Annotated in this window: 1 protein-coding gene; it reads right to left on the reverse strand. The window is 71.7% G+C overall.

All coding sequences use genetic code 11. The annotated features are described in order from the left end of the window. Window positions 1–17,637 (reverse strand): SDR family NAD(P)-dependent oxidoreductase, encoded by a 17,637-nt coding sequence (locus ACZ5ZX_RS18760; RefSeq protein ID WP_465503259.1) that lies wholly within the window; start codon window positions 17,635–17,637, stop codon window positions 1–3. Window positions 17,638–17,974 lie beyond the last annotated feature (337 nt).

Here is a 17,974-nt window from a genome sequence, read left to right on the forward strand (position 1 = left end):
TCAAGAGTCGAGGGTTTCCCGGGCCATGCGCACCAGGCTCGTGACATCCATTTCGTCGATCAGCTCCACGCCGTCCGGTACGGCCACGCCGCCACCGTCCAGTGCGAGCAGATCGTTGAGCAGCCCGGCCTCCTCCAGTCGTTCCAACGGGATGGCGGCGAGGAGCGCGCGCACCCGCGCCTCGCGGGGATCGGTCTCCCCTTGCTCGCCCGCCAGCTCCGTGAGCAGCCAGTTCGCGAGCGCGACCGGGCTGGGGTGATCGAAGATCAGCGTCGGCGGCAACCGGAGCCCGGTGCGGGCGGCCAGCTGGTTGCGCAGCTCCACCGCGGTCAGCGAGTCGAAGCCCAGTTCCAGGAAGCCCCTGGTGACCTCGACCGCGTCACGGGAGTCGTGGCCGAGTACGTCCGCGACATGCGCGCGGACCAGATCCAGCAGGATCCTCGTCCGCTCGGCAGCCGAAGCCGCCGCGAGCTGCTCCGGCAACGCCGGGCCCGTCTCGGTCTCGGTTCGCTCCGGACCGGCCGCCCAGCCCGGTACCGCCAGCATGTCCAGCAGCGGGCTGGGCCGGGTGGTGGTGAAGGCAGGCACGAAACCTGACCAGTCCACATTGGACACCAGTAGCGTGGGCCCGGTGCCGGGAACGGCTCGGACCAGTTCGGCCACCGCCCGCTCGGGCGCCATCGGCCGCACGCCGTTGCGGCGCAGGCGGCTTTCATCCACTCCTTCGAGCTGGGCCATCCCCTCGCCTTCCCACCAGCCCCAGGAGACCGACAGCGCGGTCAGCCCCTCGGCCCGGCGGTGCTCGGCGAGCGCGTCGAGGTAGGCGTTCGCGGCGGCGTAGTTGCCCTGTCCCGGACTGCCGACCGCCCCGGCCATCGCCGAATACAGGACGAACGCGTCCAGCTCCAGATGCCTGGTCAGCTCGTGCAGGTTCCGCGCGGCGTCGACCTTGGGCCGCATGACCTCCTGGATGCGGTACGGGGTCAGGGATTCGAGTACGCCGTCGGCGACCACACCGGCCGTGTGCACCACGGCGGTGAGCGGATACCGCTCCCCCGCCGTGGCGAGCAGGCCCGCGAGGGCGTCGCGATCGGCGACGTCGCATGCGACGACAGACACCGCGGCACCCAGTGCTTCCAGCTCCGCCGTCAGTTCCGCCGCCCCTGGCGCGGCGGGCCCGCGCCTGCTGGCCAGCAGCAGATGCTCGGCGCCCGCGCCGGCGAGCCACCGGGCGACATGCCCGCCGAGCGCGCCGGTCCCACCGGTGATCAGTACCGTGCCACGGGGTTCCCAGTCCGGTGTATCGGCGGGAAGCGGCGCGGGGGTCAGCCGCCGGGCCAGCACCCCGTGCTCGCGGACGGCGAGCTGATCCTCTCCCGCCTCGGCGGCAAGCACCCCGAGCATCCGGTCCTGGCCGATGCCGGTGCATTCGCCGGGCAGGTCCAGCATTCCGCCCCAGCGCGTCGGATACTCCAGCGCGGCCACCCGGCCGAGCCCCCAGAGCTGCCCCTGCACCAGACCGGCGACCGGTTCACCCTCCACTGTGGACACCGCGTTCTCGGTGGCGCACCACAGTGGAGCGTCGATCGCCACGTCGCCGAGCGCCTGGATCAGGGTCACCGTGGCGGAGAGTCCCGCCGAGGCGGACGGGTAGTCCGGATGCGGCCGCTCGTCGAGACCGACGAGCGAGAGCACGCCGCTGACCTGCCCGGCACCGGCGGCAGCGCGGAGCCGTCCGGCCAGCGCGGTCCGGTCCTCGCCGGGTTCGACATCCACGACGCTCACTTCGGCGCCCGCCCGTGCCAGCAGCTCGGGCGAACGCAGGGACCACTCCCCGGACAGCCCGGCCGCTCGCACCACCAGCCAGTGGCCGGTCAACGTCGTCGCACGGGTGTCGGCGATCGGCCGCCACTCCATCCGGTAACGCCACGAACCGGTGTCGTCCTGCCGGACGCCGGGCACCGGGCCGTCGAGCCAGTAGCGGCGGCGCTGGAAGGCGTAGGTCGGCAGGTCCACCCGCCGGGCGCCACCGAAGAACGCGTCCCAATCCGGGGCGAGCCCGCTGACCTGGAGTCGCGCCAGCGCGGTGAGCAGCGAACGCACCTCGGAGCGATCCTTGCGGGACGCCGTGGCCAGCGTCGCGCTGTCGCCGACCGAGTCCCTCGCCATTCCGGTGGCCACGCCGTCCGGCCCGAGTTCGAGGAACACCTCGACGCCGAGTTCGGTCAGGCGACGCACGCTGTCCCCGAAGCGGACGGTGTCGCGAACGTGCCGCACCCAGTACCCGGCGGTCCGGATCTGCTCGGTGGCGAGTTCGCCGGTGCCGTTGGAGAAGATCGGGATCTCCGGCGCAAGATATGTCAGTTTCCCGGCCACCTCGGCGAATTCGTCGAGCATGGCATCCATCCGGTGCGAGTGGAACGCGTGGCTGACCCGCAACCGCTTGGTCCGGTGGCCACGAGCGGCGAGTTCCCCGGCGATCTTCAGCACGGCTTCCTCGTCGCCGGCGAGCACTGTCGCATCGGGACCGTTGACGGCGGCGAGCGACACCCGGCCGTCGATCAGCAACGGCAGCACCACGCTTTCGGGTGCCCGCACCGAAACCATCGCCGAGCCCTCGGACGGCAGCGCCTGCATCAACCGGCCCCGCGCGGCGACCAGTGTCGCGGCGGCGTCGAGGTCGAGGACACCCGCGACATGCGCGGCGCTCAGTTCGCCGATCGAGTGGCCGAGCACGTAGTCCGGCCGCAGGCCCCATGCCGTGATCAGCCGGAACAGCGCCACCTCGAACGCGAACAGGGCCGCCTGCGTGTAGCAGGTCTGATCCAGCAGGTCGTCACCGGCGAAGGCCACGTCCCGCACACCGCGTTCGGCGTGGCCCGCCAGCTCCACGTCGAGCCGGTCGCAGATCTCGTCGAACGCTTCGGCGAAGACCGGGTAAGCCTCGTACAGCTCGCGCCCCATCCCGGGCCGCTGCGAACCCTGGCCGGAGAACAGGAAGGCGCATTTGGCGTCCTCATGGGGCATACCGCGCACGACATTCGAGGCCAGCGCGTCACCGGCGAGCGCGTCCAGACCGCGTACGAGCTCGTCCCGATCGGTCGCCACGACCACGGCACGGTGCTCCAGCGAAGCGCGCGTGGTGGCCGCGGAGAAGGCCAGGTCCGCGAGCGCGGCCCCGTGGTCTTCCTCCACAAAGGACTTCAGGCCGCGCGCCTGCGCCGCGAGTCCTTCGGCGCTGCGCGCGGACACCGGCACCAGCACCTGCGGCAATTCCACGGTGGTCTGGCCGGCTTCGTCGGCCGCGGGCGCCTGCTCGATGATGGCGTGGGCGTTGGTCCCGCTGATACCGAACGACGACACTCCTGCCCGGCGCGGGCGGCCGGTCTCCGGCCAGGGCACCGTCCGGTCCGCGATCCGGACGGCTCCGGCCGACCAGTCCACATGGGACGATGGCCGCTCCGCGTGCAGGGTGCGTGGCACGACACCGTGCCGCAGCGCGAGCACCATCTTGATCACCCCGGCGACGCCGGCGGCGCCGAGCGTGTGCCCGATGTTGGACTTCACCGAACCGAGCAGCAGCGGGGCCTGCCTGTCCTGCCCGTAGGTGGCCAGCAGCGCCTGCGCCTCGATCGGGTCGCCGAGCGAGGTCCCGGTGCCGTGCGCTTCCACCACGTCCACTTCGGACGCCGCCAGTCCGGCGTTCGCCAGCGCCTGGCGGATCACCCGCTGCTGGGAAGGCCCGTTCGGCGCGGTCAGCCCGTTGGACGCGCCATCCTGGTTGACCGCCGAGCCACGCAGCACGGCCAGGACCGGATGCCCGTTGCGCCGGGCGTCGGAAAGGCGTTCCAGCAGCAGGATTCCCGCGCCTTCGGCCATGCCGAACCCGTCGGCCTCGTCGGAGAACGCCTTGCACCTTCCATCCGGCGAGAGCCCACGCTGACGGCTGGCGGCGATCAACGTCTGCGGGGTGGCGAGCACGGTCGCGCCGCCGGCGAGGGCCAGCGTGCACTCCCCGGATCGCAGGGCCTGCGCCGCGAGATGCAGCGCCACCAGCGAGGAGGAACAGGCGGTGTCCACCGACATGGCCGGGCCTTCCAGCCCGAGCGTGTACGACACGCGGCCGGACAACACGCTGGCACCGGTACTGGTGACGAGATAGCCCTCGTCGGCCTCCGGCACGTTCGAGGCGAGAGCGGCGTAGTCCTGACCGCTGGTACCGGTGAAGATGCCGGTCCGGCTGCCGCGCAGGGACAGCGGATCGATCCCGGCGCGTTCCACGGCCTCCCAGCAGGTTTCGAGCAGGAGCCGCTGCTGCGGGTCCATCGCGGCGGCCTCCCGCGGGCTGATGCCGAAGAAGCCCGCGTCGAAGTCCCCGGCGTCCCGCAGGAAGCCGCCCTCTCGGACGTAGCTCTTACCCGGGGTGTCCGGATCGGCGGCGTACAACGCCGCGAGATCCCAGCCACGGTCGGTCGGCAGCCCGGAGATGGCGTCCGTACCGGATTCCAGCAGCCGCCACAGGTCATCGGGCGACCGCACATCACCGGGAAGCCGGCAGCTCATCGCCACGATCGCGATGGGTTCGTCCGCCGGGACAGCGGTTTCGGCCACTCGCACGGCGGTCTGGCCGAACAGCTCGGCGTGCAGGTATCCGGCCACCGCCATCGGGGTGGGATGGTCGAAGACCAGGGTGGCGGGCAGGCGGATGCCGGCGGCTGTCTGCAGGCGGTTGCGGAACTCCACGGCGGTCAGCGAGTCGAAACCGAGGTCACGGAAGGCGCGCCGGGCGCCGAGGTTCTCGGTCCCGGAGTACCCGAGCACCGTCGCGGCGTCGCCGCGGACCAGTTCCAGCAGCGCTTCGAGCCGTTCGGCTTCGGTACGGGCGGCCAGCTTGGCCACGAGTGAGGACGCGCCGGTTCGCTCGTCCTCGGCGGCCCGCTTGGCCGGAATCCTGACCAGCCCCCGGAACAGGGGCGGCAGCGAACCGGTTTTCGCCTGCGCTCGCAGCGTGGCGAAATCGAGCCGGGTGGGCACGAGCAACGCGTCGTCGAGTGCCGTGGCGGCGTCGAACAACGCCAATCCCTGTTCCGCCGACATCTCCAGCGTGCCGTTGCGGGCGATCCGCGTCAGGTCGGCCCGTCCCAGTCCCTCCGCCGAGGCACTCCGGTCGGCCCACAATCCCCATGCCAGCGAGACCGCCGGCCGGCCGGCGGCACGACGATGGTGGGCCAGCGCGTCGAGGAAGGTGTTGGCGGCGGCGTAGTTCGCCTGTCCCGGCGAACCGAAGATGCCCGCGCCCGAGGAGAACACCACGAAGGCGTCCAGGTCACCGGTCAGTTCGTGCAGGTTCAGCGCACCGTCGATCTTCGGCCGCAGCACCGTTTCCAGCCGATCGGCCGACAGCGAACCGAGCACGCCGTCGTCGATCACCCCGGCGGCGTGGATGACCGCGGTGAGCGGGTGCTCGGCGGGAACGCCGGCCAGCACTCCCGCCAGCGCGGAGCGATCGGCGGCGTCGCAGGCGGCGAACCGGACCGAAGCGCCGAGCCCGCTGAGATACGCGCCCAGTTCGGCCGCGCCAGGGGTGCGCTCGCCGCGGCGGCCGGTGAGCAGCAGGTGCCGCACCCCGTGCCGGGTGACCAGGTGCTCGGCGAACAACGCGCCGAGCGCCCCGGCGCCACCGGTGATCAAGACCGTCCCCTGCGGGCGGAAACGCGGGGTTTCCCCCGGCGCCGCCACGCGGGCGAGGCGAGGGGCCAGCAGCCTGCCCTCCCGCACGGCCAGCTGCGGTTCGCCCGCAGCGACAGCGGCCGGGACCAGGTCCGCGGCGGCCTTGTGGGCCGCCCCGTCAGCCTGGTCGCGCAGATCCACCAGGATCAGCCGGTCCGGATTCTCGGACTGGGCCGAGCGCATCAGACCCCAGACGGGAGCCTGGGTCAGATCCGGCGCGCCGTCGCCGTGACCGGTGCTCACCGCACCCGAGGTCAGCACGACGAGCCGTGCGGGGGCGAACCGCTCGTCGGCCAACCACGTCTTCAGTAGTTCGAGGACTTGGACGGTGTTCTCGCGGGCGGCCTCCGCGACCGTCGCGGCGTTCGCTCCGCCTGCCCTGACCACCACGTAGGGCGGCACGTCCATCCCCGAGTCGATCGCCGCCGCCAGCGCGGCCAGATCCTCGAAGTCCGCGCCGAGCTCCACCCCGTGCCCAGCGATGCCGTCAGCCGACACCGCCGTCCAGTCGAGCCGGAAAAGCGCGTCGCCGTGCCCTTCGTTCACCCGTAGCGCCTCGGCAGGGCGCAGTTCGACGGCGGCCACCGACAGCACCGGCGAGCCGGTCTCGTCCGCGGCGTCCACCGTGAACCGTCCGTCGTCGACGCCCAGTCGCACCCGCAGCTTCCTGGCCGCGGTGGCATGCAACCGGATCTCCCGCCATACCGAGGGCAGCGCGGTCTCCGGCGCACCGAGCAACCGGGCACCGCGCAGCGCGGCTTCGAGCAGGGCCGGATGCAGCCCGAAATCCGCCGTGTCCACAGTGGACGGAAGGTCGACCTCGGCGAACAGCTCGTCGCCACGCCGCCAGGCCGCGGTCAGCCCCTGGAAGACCGGACCGTGTTCGGACTCGTCGTAGAAGTTCCCGACCGGAACCGAGGTGGCTCCCACCGGAGGCCATTCGGCGAGGTCGGCCCCGGCCGTCTCGTCCGCGGCGGTCAGGATTCCCGTCGCGGCCAAGGTCCAGCTGTCGCCTTGCTGGGCGTAAACGGTGACCGGGCGCTGTTCGCGCTCGTCGGCGCCGCCGACGACCACCTGGATCGCCACCCCGCCCTGCGCCGGGAGGACCAGCGGAGTGTCCGAAGTGAACTCGGTGAGCCTGTCGCAGCCGGCCTCCTCCCCCGCCCTCAGCGCCAGTTCGACGAAGACGGCGGCGGGCACGAGGTTCGCGTCGCCGACGACGTGGTCGGCCAGCCAGGGCTGGGCCGAACCGGACAGACGGCCGGTGAGCAGGAACCCGCCCGTGCTCGGCACGGCCACCGCGGCACTCAGCAAGGGATGGTCCGCGGCGGTGAGGCCGGCGGTGGTCACGTCTCCGGTCGCGGCCGGGACGTCGAGCCAGAAGCGCTGACGCTGGAAGGCGTAGGTCGGTAGTTCGATCTTGCGGGCCGCGGGGAAGACGGTGGTCCAATCCACCTCCACGCCCTGCACGGCGGCTTCGGCCACGGAGCGTATGAAGCGGTCCCGCCCGCCTTCCTCCCGGCGCAGGGTGCCGATCCCGGCGACGTGAGCGAGGGTTTCCTGGATGGTGCCCAGCAGCACCGGATGCGGGCTGGACTCGACGAACGCGGTGTACCCGTCGGCGGCCAGCGCGCGGACGGCGTTCTCGAACAGCACCGGTTCGCGGGCGTTCCGGTACCAGTACGCGGCGTCCATGGTGGTCGTGTCGAGCGGAGCGCCGGTGACCGTGGAGTAGAACGGGATCTCGGATTCCCTCGGCACCACCGGGGCGAGTTCGGCCAGCAGCCGCTCACGAAGGACCTCGACCTGTGCGGTGTGCCCGGCGGCGTCCGCGCCCCGGATCCGGCGAGCGCGGACGTCCTTGGCCGCCAGTTCGCCCATCAGTTCGTCGAGTGCGGCGGGTTCCCCCGCGACGGCGACCGCCGCGGGTCCGTTGACCGCCGCGATGGAAAGCCTGTCCCCCCACTTGGCGAGGTGGGGTTCGATCTCGGCCGCCGACAGCGCGACGGAAACCACCCCGCCCCGGCCGGAAAGCAGCTCGTCGATCAGTCTCGACCGCAGCGCCACCACCCTGGCCGCGTCGGCGAGGGACAACGCGCCCGCCACCTGGGCGGCGGCCACCTCACCCTGTGAATGGCCGATCACCGCGGCGGGGCGCACCCCCATGGATCGCCACAGTTCGGCGAGCGACACCATCATCGAGAACAACACGGGTTGCACCACGGAAAGGCGGTCGAGTCCCGGGGCGGCCGGCGCGCACTTCAGCACGTCCAGCACCGAAAAGTCGACGAACGGCCGCAGTGCTTCGTCGCAGCGCGCGATCGCGTCCGCGAACACCGGCGAAGAATCCAGGAGGCCGAGCGCCATCTCCCGCCATTGCGAACCCTGACCGGGAAAGACGAAGACGACCTTGCCGCTCGACGCCGTCCCGTGGACGACCGCCGGAGAGGAGGTGCCCTCGGCGAGCGCGGCCAGTCCCGCCAGCAGTTCGGCGCGGTTCCGGCCGAGCACGGCCGCGCGCCGCGGATGCGCGGCCCTGGTGGTCGCCAGCGAGAAACCGGCGTCGGCCGGGTTCAGCCCGGGACGGCCGTCCACGAAGTCCCGCAGCCGCGCCGCCTGTCCGAGCAGTGCCGCCTCACTCTTCGCGGAAAGCACCCACGGCACGAGCTCGCACTCGTCCACAATGGACTCGGCCGGCTCGATACCTTCGGCCTGTTCGAGGATGACGTGCGCGTTGGTACCGCTGATCCCGAACGAGGACACGCCGGCGCGGCGCGGACGGCCGTCCACCGGCCAGGCACGGGCGGCCGTCAGCACCTCGACACCGCCGGAATCCCAGTCCACCTTCGGGGTGGGCTCGGTGACGTGGAGGGTGCGCGGCAGCACGCCGTGCCGCATCGCCTCCACCATCTTGATCACCCCGGCCAGCCCGGCCGCGGCCTGGGTGTGACCGAGGTTGGACTTCACCGACCCCAGCCACAGCGGACGGTCCCCGGCACGGTCCTGGCCGTAGGTGGCCAGCAGCGCGTGCGCCTCGATCGGGTCGCCGAGCGCGGTGCCCGTGCCGTGCGCCTCGACGACGTCGACGTCCTTTCCGGACAGTCCGGCGTTCGCCAGCGCCTGGCGCACCACGCGTTCCTGCGAGGGTCCGTTCGGGGCGGTGAGGCCATTGCTCGCGCCGTCGGAGTTCACCGCCGAACCACGGACGATCGCCAGCACCGGGTGGCCGTTACGCCGGGCGTCGGACAGCCGCTCCATCAGGAGCATGCCGACGCCCTCGGACATCCCGGTGCCGTTGGCCTCCGCGGCGAACGACTTGCACCGGCCGTCCACCGAGAGCGCCCGCTGACGGCTGAACATCACGAACGGTTCGGGGGTGGAGATGATCGACGCCGCGCCGACCAGCGCCATCGTGCAGTCGCCGTCACGCAACGCCTTCGCCGCCTGGTGCAACGCGACGAGCGAGGCCGAGCAGGCGGTGTCGACGGTGACCGCCGGCCCCACGAATCCGAAGGTGTAGGAGAGCCGCCCGGAGAACACGCTGGCCGCGACCCCGGTCGACTTGTATCCCTCCAGATCGGACGGCGCCCCGGCGAGCAGGCTGCCGTAGTCCTGGCCGTGTGTCCCGGCGAAGACCCCGACGGGCGCGCCTCGCAGCGAAACCGGATCGATGCCGGCGCGTTCGAGTACCTCCCACGCGGTTTCCAGCAGGAGCCGCTGCTGCGGGTCCATGGCCAGCGCTTCACGCGGGTTCACGCCGAAGAACTCCGCGTCGAAATCGCCGATGTTCTCGATGAACCCGCCTTCGAGCAGGTAGCTCTTGCCCGGGGCGTCGGGGTCGGCGTCGAAGAGGCGGTCGAGGTCCCAGCCCCGGTCCGCGGGCATCGGGCCGATCAGGTCGGCCTCGGCGGCGACCGCGTTCCACAGGCTCTCCGGCGAATCGATGCCGCCAGGGAAGCGGCAGCTCATCGCCACGATCGCGATCGGGTCGTCGTGCTCGGCGGTGGCGGTGACGACGGCCGGTGCGGTGACGGCAGGCGTCTCCGTTCCCAGCAACTCGGCCGCGAGATGGGCGGTCAGCCTCTCCGGGGTCGGATAGTTGAAGATCAGCGTCGGCGGCAGCCGCAGGCCGGTGGCCGCGCCGAGCCGGTTGCGGAACTCCACCGCGGTGAGCGAATCGAATCCGAGGTCCTTGAAACTGCGCGCGGTGTCCAGTGCGCTGCCCGACTCGTGACCGAGCACGGCCGCCGCGTTGGTGAGGACGAGTTCGAGCAGGAAGCCGTCACGATCACCGGCCGGGAGGCTTGCCAGCTTCTCCGGCAGCGAGCCGGTGCGGGTGACTTCGGCGGCTCGTCGCAACTTGCTCCGCACCAGCGCGCGGAACAGTTCGGGGACGGGGTCCGCTTTGGCCAGCGCGACGGTGTCCAGCTTGACCGGAACCAGGTTGGGCTCACCGAGCGCGGTGGCGGCGTCCAGCATCGCCAGCGCCTCACGGTCGGACATGGCCAGCGTGCCGCCCCTGGCCATCCTGGCGAGGTCGGTGTCGCCGAGCCGCCCGCCCATACCGCCGGATTCCGCCCACAGGCCCCAGGCGAGGGAGACCGCCGGCAGGCCACGGGCGCGCCGGTGCCGGGCGAGGCCGTCGAGGAAGGCGTTCGCGGCGGCGTAGTTGCCTTGGCCGGGAGCGCCGAAAGTGGTCGCGGCGGAGGAGAACAGCACGAAGGCGTCCAGGTCGCCGGTCAGCTCGTGCAGGTTCAGCGCACCGTCCAGTTTCGGGCGGAGCACCCGGTCGAACTGGTCATCGGTGAGCGCCTCGACCACGCCGTCGTCGACCACACCCGCGGTGTGCACCACGGCGCTCAGACGATGTCCGGCGAGCGCGGCGGCGAGCGCGGTCCGGTCGGCGACGTCGCACGCGACCTGGGTGGCGTTGGCGCCCAGCTCGGTGAGCTCGGCGGCGAGTTCCTCGGCCCCGCTTCGGGACAGCAGTAGCAAGTCCGCGACGCCGTGGCGTTCGACCAGGTGCCGGGCCACGAGCCTGCCGAGTCCGCCGCCGGCGCCGGTGACGAGCACCGTGCCGTCGCCCCAGCTCACCGGCTCGGCGACCGCGGTCACCTGCGTCAGGCGCGCCACGAAGACCCGGCCCGAACGGATCGCGAGCTGTGGTTCCGGAACGGCGAGCGCGGCGGGCAGCCGCCAGCAGGACTCGTCCTCACCGTCCACGTCGAGCAGGACGAACCGGCCGGGGTGTTCCGACTGCGCGGTGCGGACGAGACCCCAGATCGGTGCGTGCGCGAGGTTCTGCATGACCCCGGGCGTGGTGTCGATGGCGCCGCGGGTGACGAACACCAGCCGTGAACCGGCGAACCGGTCCTCGGCCAGCCAGGCGCGGATCAGACCGGAGACCTCGGCCAACAGCTCACGGGCGGAACCCGCCCAGTCGTCGTGCCCCGCTGGGCAGGTCACCACGACCGCTTCCGGGACCTCGTCGATCGCGTCGAGCGCCGGATAGACCGCCACGGTGCCGTTGGCGGCGTTTTCCCAGTCGCGCAAACGAAGTTCGTCGGTGCCGAGCATCGCCCAGCGGTCCGCGTTCGCCTTCGTCTTCGCGGGGATCCAGTCCACTCGGAACAATGAGCCGGGAGCGGCGGGCCTGAGTTTCTCCGCCGTGGCGGCGCGGAACATCAGCGAGTCCACCGAAAGCACCGGCGCGCCGGTCTCGTCGGCGGCGATCAGCGACACGGCGTCCGCTCCGGCGGACCGCAGCCGTACTCGCAGGACGGAGGCGCCGGTGGCGTGCAGGGTCACCCCACTCCAGGCGAAGGCGAGCCGTCGTTCCCCCGGTGCCAGCACGCCGAGGTCGACCCCGTGCAGAGCCGCGTCGAGCACCGCCGGGTGCAGGCCGAACCGGGCGGCGTCGGCACGCAGCTCTGGGGGCAGGTGGACCTCGGCGAAGACCTCGTCGTCGGTGCGCCACGCGGCGCGGAGCCCGTGGAAGGCGGGCCCGTATCCGAGTCCGGACTCGGCGAGCTCGTCGTAGAGGCCGTCGACCGCGACCGGTTCCGCCCCGGCGGGCGGCCAGACCTCCAGTCCGGTCCCGTCGTCCGTGCCGTTCGCCAGTTCACCGCGAGCGTGACGCACCCACGGGCCGTCGTCGTGGGCACGGGAATGGACGCTGAAGGCGCGCCCGTCCGGCGTCACCTGAACCTGCACCAGCACGTCGTTCCCGGACAGCACCAGCGGTGCTTCCAGCGCGAGCTCTTCCAGGCGGTCGCAGCCGAGTTCGCGGCCGGCGCGCAAGGCCAGCTCGACGAACAGCGAGCCGGGCGCGATCACCGAATCCAGCACCACGTGATCGGCGAGCCAGGACTGCCTCCGGGTGGACAGCCGTCCGGTCAGCACCAGGCCCTCGCCACCTGCCAGCGGCACCTCCGAGTCCAGCAGCGGATGCTCGACGGAGCCACCGCCGGAACCGGCCCCGGACTCCAGCCAATACCGCTCGTGCTGGAACGCGTAGGTCGGCAGGGCGATCCGGGGACCGACCGCGCCGAAGACCGTACTCCAGTCGACGGTCAGCCCATGGTTGTGCGCCTCGGCGAGTGACCGGGAAAACCGTCCTGGCTCGTCCCGGCGCAGGGTGCCGAGGACAGCGCGATCGTCGGCGATCTCCTCGATGCCCATCGTCAGCACCGGATGCGGGCTGACTTCGATGAATGCCTGATATCCCTGTGTGGTCAGGGTTTTCACCGCGTCGCCGAACCGCACGGTCTCGCGGAGGTTGGTGTACCAGTACTCGGCGTCGAAGGCGGGCCGGTCGACCCACTCCCCGGTCACCGTGGACAGCATCGGGATCTCCGGGGCCAGCGGGGTGATCGGCGCCAGCGCGTCGAGAAGCCGCTCCCGGATGTCGGTCACCTGCGCGGAATGCGAGGCGTAGTCCACCGGGATGGTCTTGGCGCGCACGGACTCGGCGGCGCAGGCGGCGACCAGCTCGGCCAGCGCCCCCGGCTCGCCGGAGACCACGGTGGACGCCGGGCCGTTGACCGCGGCGATCGAGATCCGGCCGGACCAGCGCTCGATCCGGGTACGCACCGCTTCCACCGGTTCGGCGACCGACACCATGCCGCCCCGGCCCGCCAGCACCTCGGCGATCAGCCGGGACCGCAAGGTCACCACCCGCGCGGCGTCTTCCAGTGACAGGGCGCCCGCCACGCAGGCCGCGGCGATCTCACCCTGCGAATGCCCCACCACGGCGGCCGGTTCCACGCCGTGGTGACGCCACAGTTTCGCCAGCGAGACCAGCACCGCGAACAGCACCGGCTGCACCACGTCGACCCGGTCCAGCCCGCCACGCAGCTCCTCGGCCATGTCCCAGTCCACAAAGGACTCGATAGCGGCGGCGCAGTCGTCGAAGGCTTCGGCGAACACGGGCGAGGTTTCAAGCAGGTCCAGCGCCATGCCACTCCACTGGGAGCCCTGGCCAGGGAAGACGAACACCGGCTGTCCCTCGACGTCGGCGCGCGTCGGCGAGACGTCACCGGAAGCGATCGCCCGGAGTCCGGCGACGAGCTTTTCCCTGCTCGTGCCGACCGCCGCCGCACGGTGCTCCAGCGCGGCGCGGGTGGCGGCCAGTGCCCGGCCGAGATCCGCGGGCTCGTGCTCCTCGGCGAGGGCCAGCAGGTTCCCGGCTTGTGCCCGGACGGCCTGCTCGCTCCGGCCGGAGACCAGCCAGGTGACCGGTGCCGCCGTCCGGGCCGGTGCGTCCACGTGCGGTTCCGGCGGAGCCTGTTCGAGGATCACGTGCGCATTGGTGCCGCTGACCCCGAACGAGGAGACGGCCGCGCGTCGCGGACGGTCGGCCTCCGGCCAGCTCCTGGCGTCGGTGAGCAGCTCCACCGCGCCGGTGGACCAGTCCACCTCCTCGGTGGGCCGGTCCACGTGCAGGGTGCGCGGCAGCGTCCCGTGCCGCAACGCCATGACCATCTTGATCACACTGGTCGCCCCGGCCGCGGCCTGCGCGTGGCCGATGTTGGACTTGATCGAACCGAGGAGCAGCGGGGTTTCCCGGTTTTGACCGTAGGTGGCCAGCACGGCCCGCGCCTCGATCGGGTCGCCGAGCGCGGTTCCGGTGCCGTGCGCCTCCACCGCGTCCACTTCGGACGGACGGAGACCGGCGCTGCCGAGCGCCTGCCGGATCACCCGTTCCTGCGAACGCCCGTTCGGTGCGGTCAACCCGTTCGACGCGCCGTCGGAGTTGACCGCCGAACCGCGGACGATCGCCAGCACCTGGTGGCCGTTGCGCACGGCGTCGGAGAGCCGCTCCACCACCAGCAGGCTGACGCCCTCGCTCCACGCCGTTCCGTCGGCGGCCGCGGCGAAGGACTTGCACCGGCCGTCGGCGGCGAGCCCGCGCTGACGGCTGAACTCCACGAAGACCTCGGGCGTGGCCATCACCGCGACACCACCGGCCAGCGCGAGCGAGCACTCCCCCGAGCGCAGCGCCTGCGCCGCGAGATGGAGGGCGACCAGCGAGGACGAGCACGCGGTGTCGACGGTCATCGCGGGGCCTTCCAGCCCGAGGGTGTAGGCGATGCGACCGGACACCACGCTGCCGGCGTTGCCGGTGCCCAGGTATCCCTCGAGACCGTCGGGGACACGTCCCAGATTCGAGGCGTAGTCGTGGAACATCACCCCGGCGAAGACGCCGGTCCGGCTCCCCCGTACCGAGGAGGGGTCGATACCCGCGCGTTCCAGCGCCTCCCAGGAGACCTCCAGCAGCAGACGCTGCTGCGGGTCCATCGCCAGCGCCTCACGCGGGCTGATGCCGAAGAATCCGGCGTCGAACTCCCCCGCGCCGTCGAGAAAACCGCCGTGGCGCACGTAGGAGGTGCCGGGGTGGTCCGGGTCGGGGTCGAACAGGCCGTCGAGGTCCCAGCCACGGTCGTCCGGGAATCCTGAGCGCGTCTCGCCTCCAGAAGCCACCAGATCCCACAGTTCTTCCGGGGACCCGATGCCGCCGGGCAGCCGGCAGGCCATACCGACGATCGCGATCGGCTCGTCCGGGTGATTCCCGGTCACCTCGGTGTCCTCGGTGTCCTCGGCGATGCCCAGTACTTCGGTGCGCAGATGCTCGGCCAGCTCCAGCGGGGTCGGCCGGTCGAAGACCAAGGTGGCCCCGAGCGGCAGGCCGGTGGCGGCCGCGAGCCGGTTCCGCAACTGGACGGCGGACTTCGAGTCGAAGCCGAATTCCTTGAACGAACGACGGGCAGGTACCCGGCCGGTGTCGGGGAACCCCAGTACCCCAGCGGTTTCCGTGCGGACCAGGTCCAGCAGGAACTGGGTCTGGGCAGAACGGGACAACGTGGCGATCCGGTCCCGCAGCGCCACCGGCCCGACGGCGCGCGCACCCCGGGTATCGGAGTGGCCGAACTCCCGCACCACTTCCGCGTCCGGCCTCGCGGCGATCACCAGCGTGTCCTCGGCGACGGCCCCGATGCCGAACAGCTCGACGCGGTCCTCGATGGACAGGTCGCGATCCCAGGCGATGGTCACCGTCGGCAGGCCCTCGGCCCGGCGGCGCTGGGCGAACGCCGCCAGATAGGCGTCGGCCGCCGCGCTCCGCGCGTCGATCTCACCCCCGAGCACCGAACCGGCGCCGGTGAACAACACGAGCAGGGACTCCCCGGCGTATTCGGCGACCGAGTCCAGCGCGGCGATCCGCGCGTGCTGGTCACCGCCCGCCGCGTACACCACGGCGACGTGGTCACTCCTGTCCACAGTGGACAGCTCGGCGGCCGACGCGACCCTCCGCACGGCCTGGCCGGATACCGCCCCGTCGGCGTCGCCGACCACCACTACGGCGGCGTCACCGTCGAGCGCGTCGCCGACGGCCCGCACCGGCGCCAGCCGCGGTATCCGCGGCACTCCGTCCCGGATCGCCAGCTGCGGTGCTCCGGTGGCGATCGCCGCGATGATCTCCGCCCGCGTGCCCGAGCCGATGTCCACCACGGAAAGCCGGTCGTCGGCGGTGCGCGCCGACCGCACGACACCCCAGACCGGGGCGTTCGCCGGATCCGTCACGGTCTCGGTCGCGGTGGTGGCCACCGCGCCGCGGGTCAGGAACACCAGCCGGGTAGCGGGGTATCGTTCGGCCAGCTCGAGAACGCGGTCCGCCGCGGTCAGGGGTTCCGTGGCGTCGAAACACGGCACCAGCAGGGTGCGCGCCTCGGCGGTCTCCGCGAGGGGCAGGCCAAGACCGAGATCGTCGTCGCCGAGCACGGCCCAGCCATCGGTGTCCGGCACCGGGCTCGCCACGGCCGGAGTCCAGTCCAGCCGGAACAGCGCCTCGTGGGTCCGTCCTTCGGTGTGATGCCGCCGCGCCGGTTCGTCGAGCAACCGGCGGCGGGTCACCTTGCCGGAAGCGGTACGCGGAATCGCGGCCACCTCGTACACCGCGGCCGGGACCTTGAAGTACGACAAGCGCTCGCGGCAGGTCTGGATGATCCGCTCGGCATCGACCACCCCGGCGGTCTCCGGCACGACGTAGGCGACCGGGACCTCGCCGAGTGCCTCGTCCGGCCGTCCGGCCACCCCGACGTCCACGACACCGGGCACCGCGCGGATCACGTCCTCCACCTCGGCGGGGTGGATGTTCTCGCCACCGCGGATGATGAGTTCCTTGATACGCCCGGTGATCGTCAGGTAGCCGAGTTCGTCCTGCCGCGCGAGGTCGCCGGTGCGGTACCAGCCCGCACGCAACGCGGCGGCGGTGGCCTCCGGCTGATTGTGGTAGCCCACCATCAGGTTCGGGCCCCTGACCCACACCTCGCCCTCGGCACCCCGTTCGACCTCGTCACCGGTCTCCTGGTCCGTCACCCGCACCTTGAGTCCCGGCACCGGCGAGCCGCAGGAGCCGGGCACCAGCGCACCGGAGGGGCGGCTCATGGTGATCGCGCCGCAGGTCTCGGTGCTGCCGTAGCTGTCGACCAGCCGGACGCCGAAGGTGTCCTCGAACGACTCGCTCAATGAGGCGGAGGTGACCGCACCGGTCACCATGCAAACGCGCAACGAGTCGGCGTCGAGCCCTTCGCCGCGAGCCTGGCGCAGGAGATCGTGGTACATCGTCGGCACGCCGACCAGGAAGGTGTAGTCGTCCTCCTGCATCAGCCGGATGACGTCCTCACCGGCGAACCCGTCGGCGATCATCGCCGTGGCGCCGGAGGCCACCACACCGTGCACGCAGAGGACGTGCGCGAGCGAGTGCGACATCGGCAGCGGCCAGAGGACCTTGTCACGAGGCGAAAGCCCGAGCAGCGGCACGTAACAGGCGGCCACCGACCACAGGCAGCCGCCCTGGGTGGACAGCACTCCCTTGGGCTTTCCGGTGGTACCCGAGGTGTAGAGCATCCAGGCGACGTCGTCCAGCCCGGTGTCGTCACGGGCGGGCTCGGCCGGTTCGGTGGTGGCCAGCTCCTCGAACGAGCGGACACCGTCGAGCGACCCGGAACCGGTGACGAGCACGGTCGGGCCGTCGGCGCCGGTCACCCGGCGCAGCTGGGCCAGCTGTGCCGGACCGGTGATCACCACCTCGGCGCCGCTGTCCGCGAGGATATGCGCCAGTTCGGCGTCGGAGGACCGTGGATGAACCGGCACCCCGACCCCGCCCGCCCGGACCGCGGTGAGGTAGCCCTCGACCACCTCCACGCTGTTGTCCAGCCAGATCACCACCCGCCCGCCGCGGGTCAGCCCTCCGGCGACCAGATGCCCGGCGAGCCGGGCGGTCCGCGCCTCGAGCTCGGCGTAGGTCACCTCGCGCCGGCCGTCCGAGAAGGCGACCTTGTCCCCCCGTCGCCCCGCATGCGCACGCAGCAGCTCGGACAACGGCCGGATCAACTCGGATCGCGCCATGAACTCGCCTCCTGGAATTGCCATCAATACACGGCCGCCGACCTGACGGATGAACCTCGGGAAAAAAGAAACCGGCCATTATCGCAGAGGTATGTATAAAAGTCGTACAAGTGCCATGCGCACCTGCACTAATTCGGCCCCCCAGTGGCCTGGTTCCGTGTTGAACATTAACCATCAACAGCGCGGACGTTCAACCCCGACTAGCTCTCCGGTATGCCCCTACCCCGGCCTCCGGCACCGCCCCTGCCGCCTCCGAAAGCACCCCCTATAGCCACCCCTGTAAGGACTTTTCCCTGATAGAGGCCACGGAAGACAGCGCCCGTCCCGATTGGATCCG

The sequence above is a fragment of the Amycolatopsis sp. NPDC033938 genome (genome assembly GCF_055575975.1).

Coding starts and splice junctions, on each gene's coding strand:
- ACZ5ZX_RS18760 (WP_465503259.1), bottom strand. CDS start 17,637: ATGGCGCGATCCGAGTTGATCCGGCCGTTGTCCGAGCTGCTGCGTGCG.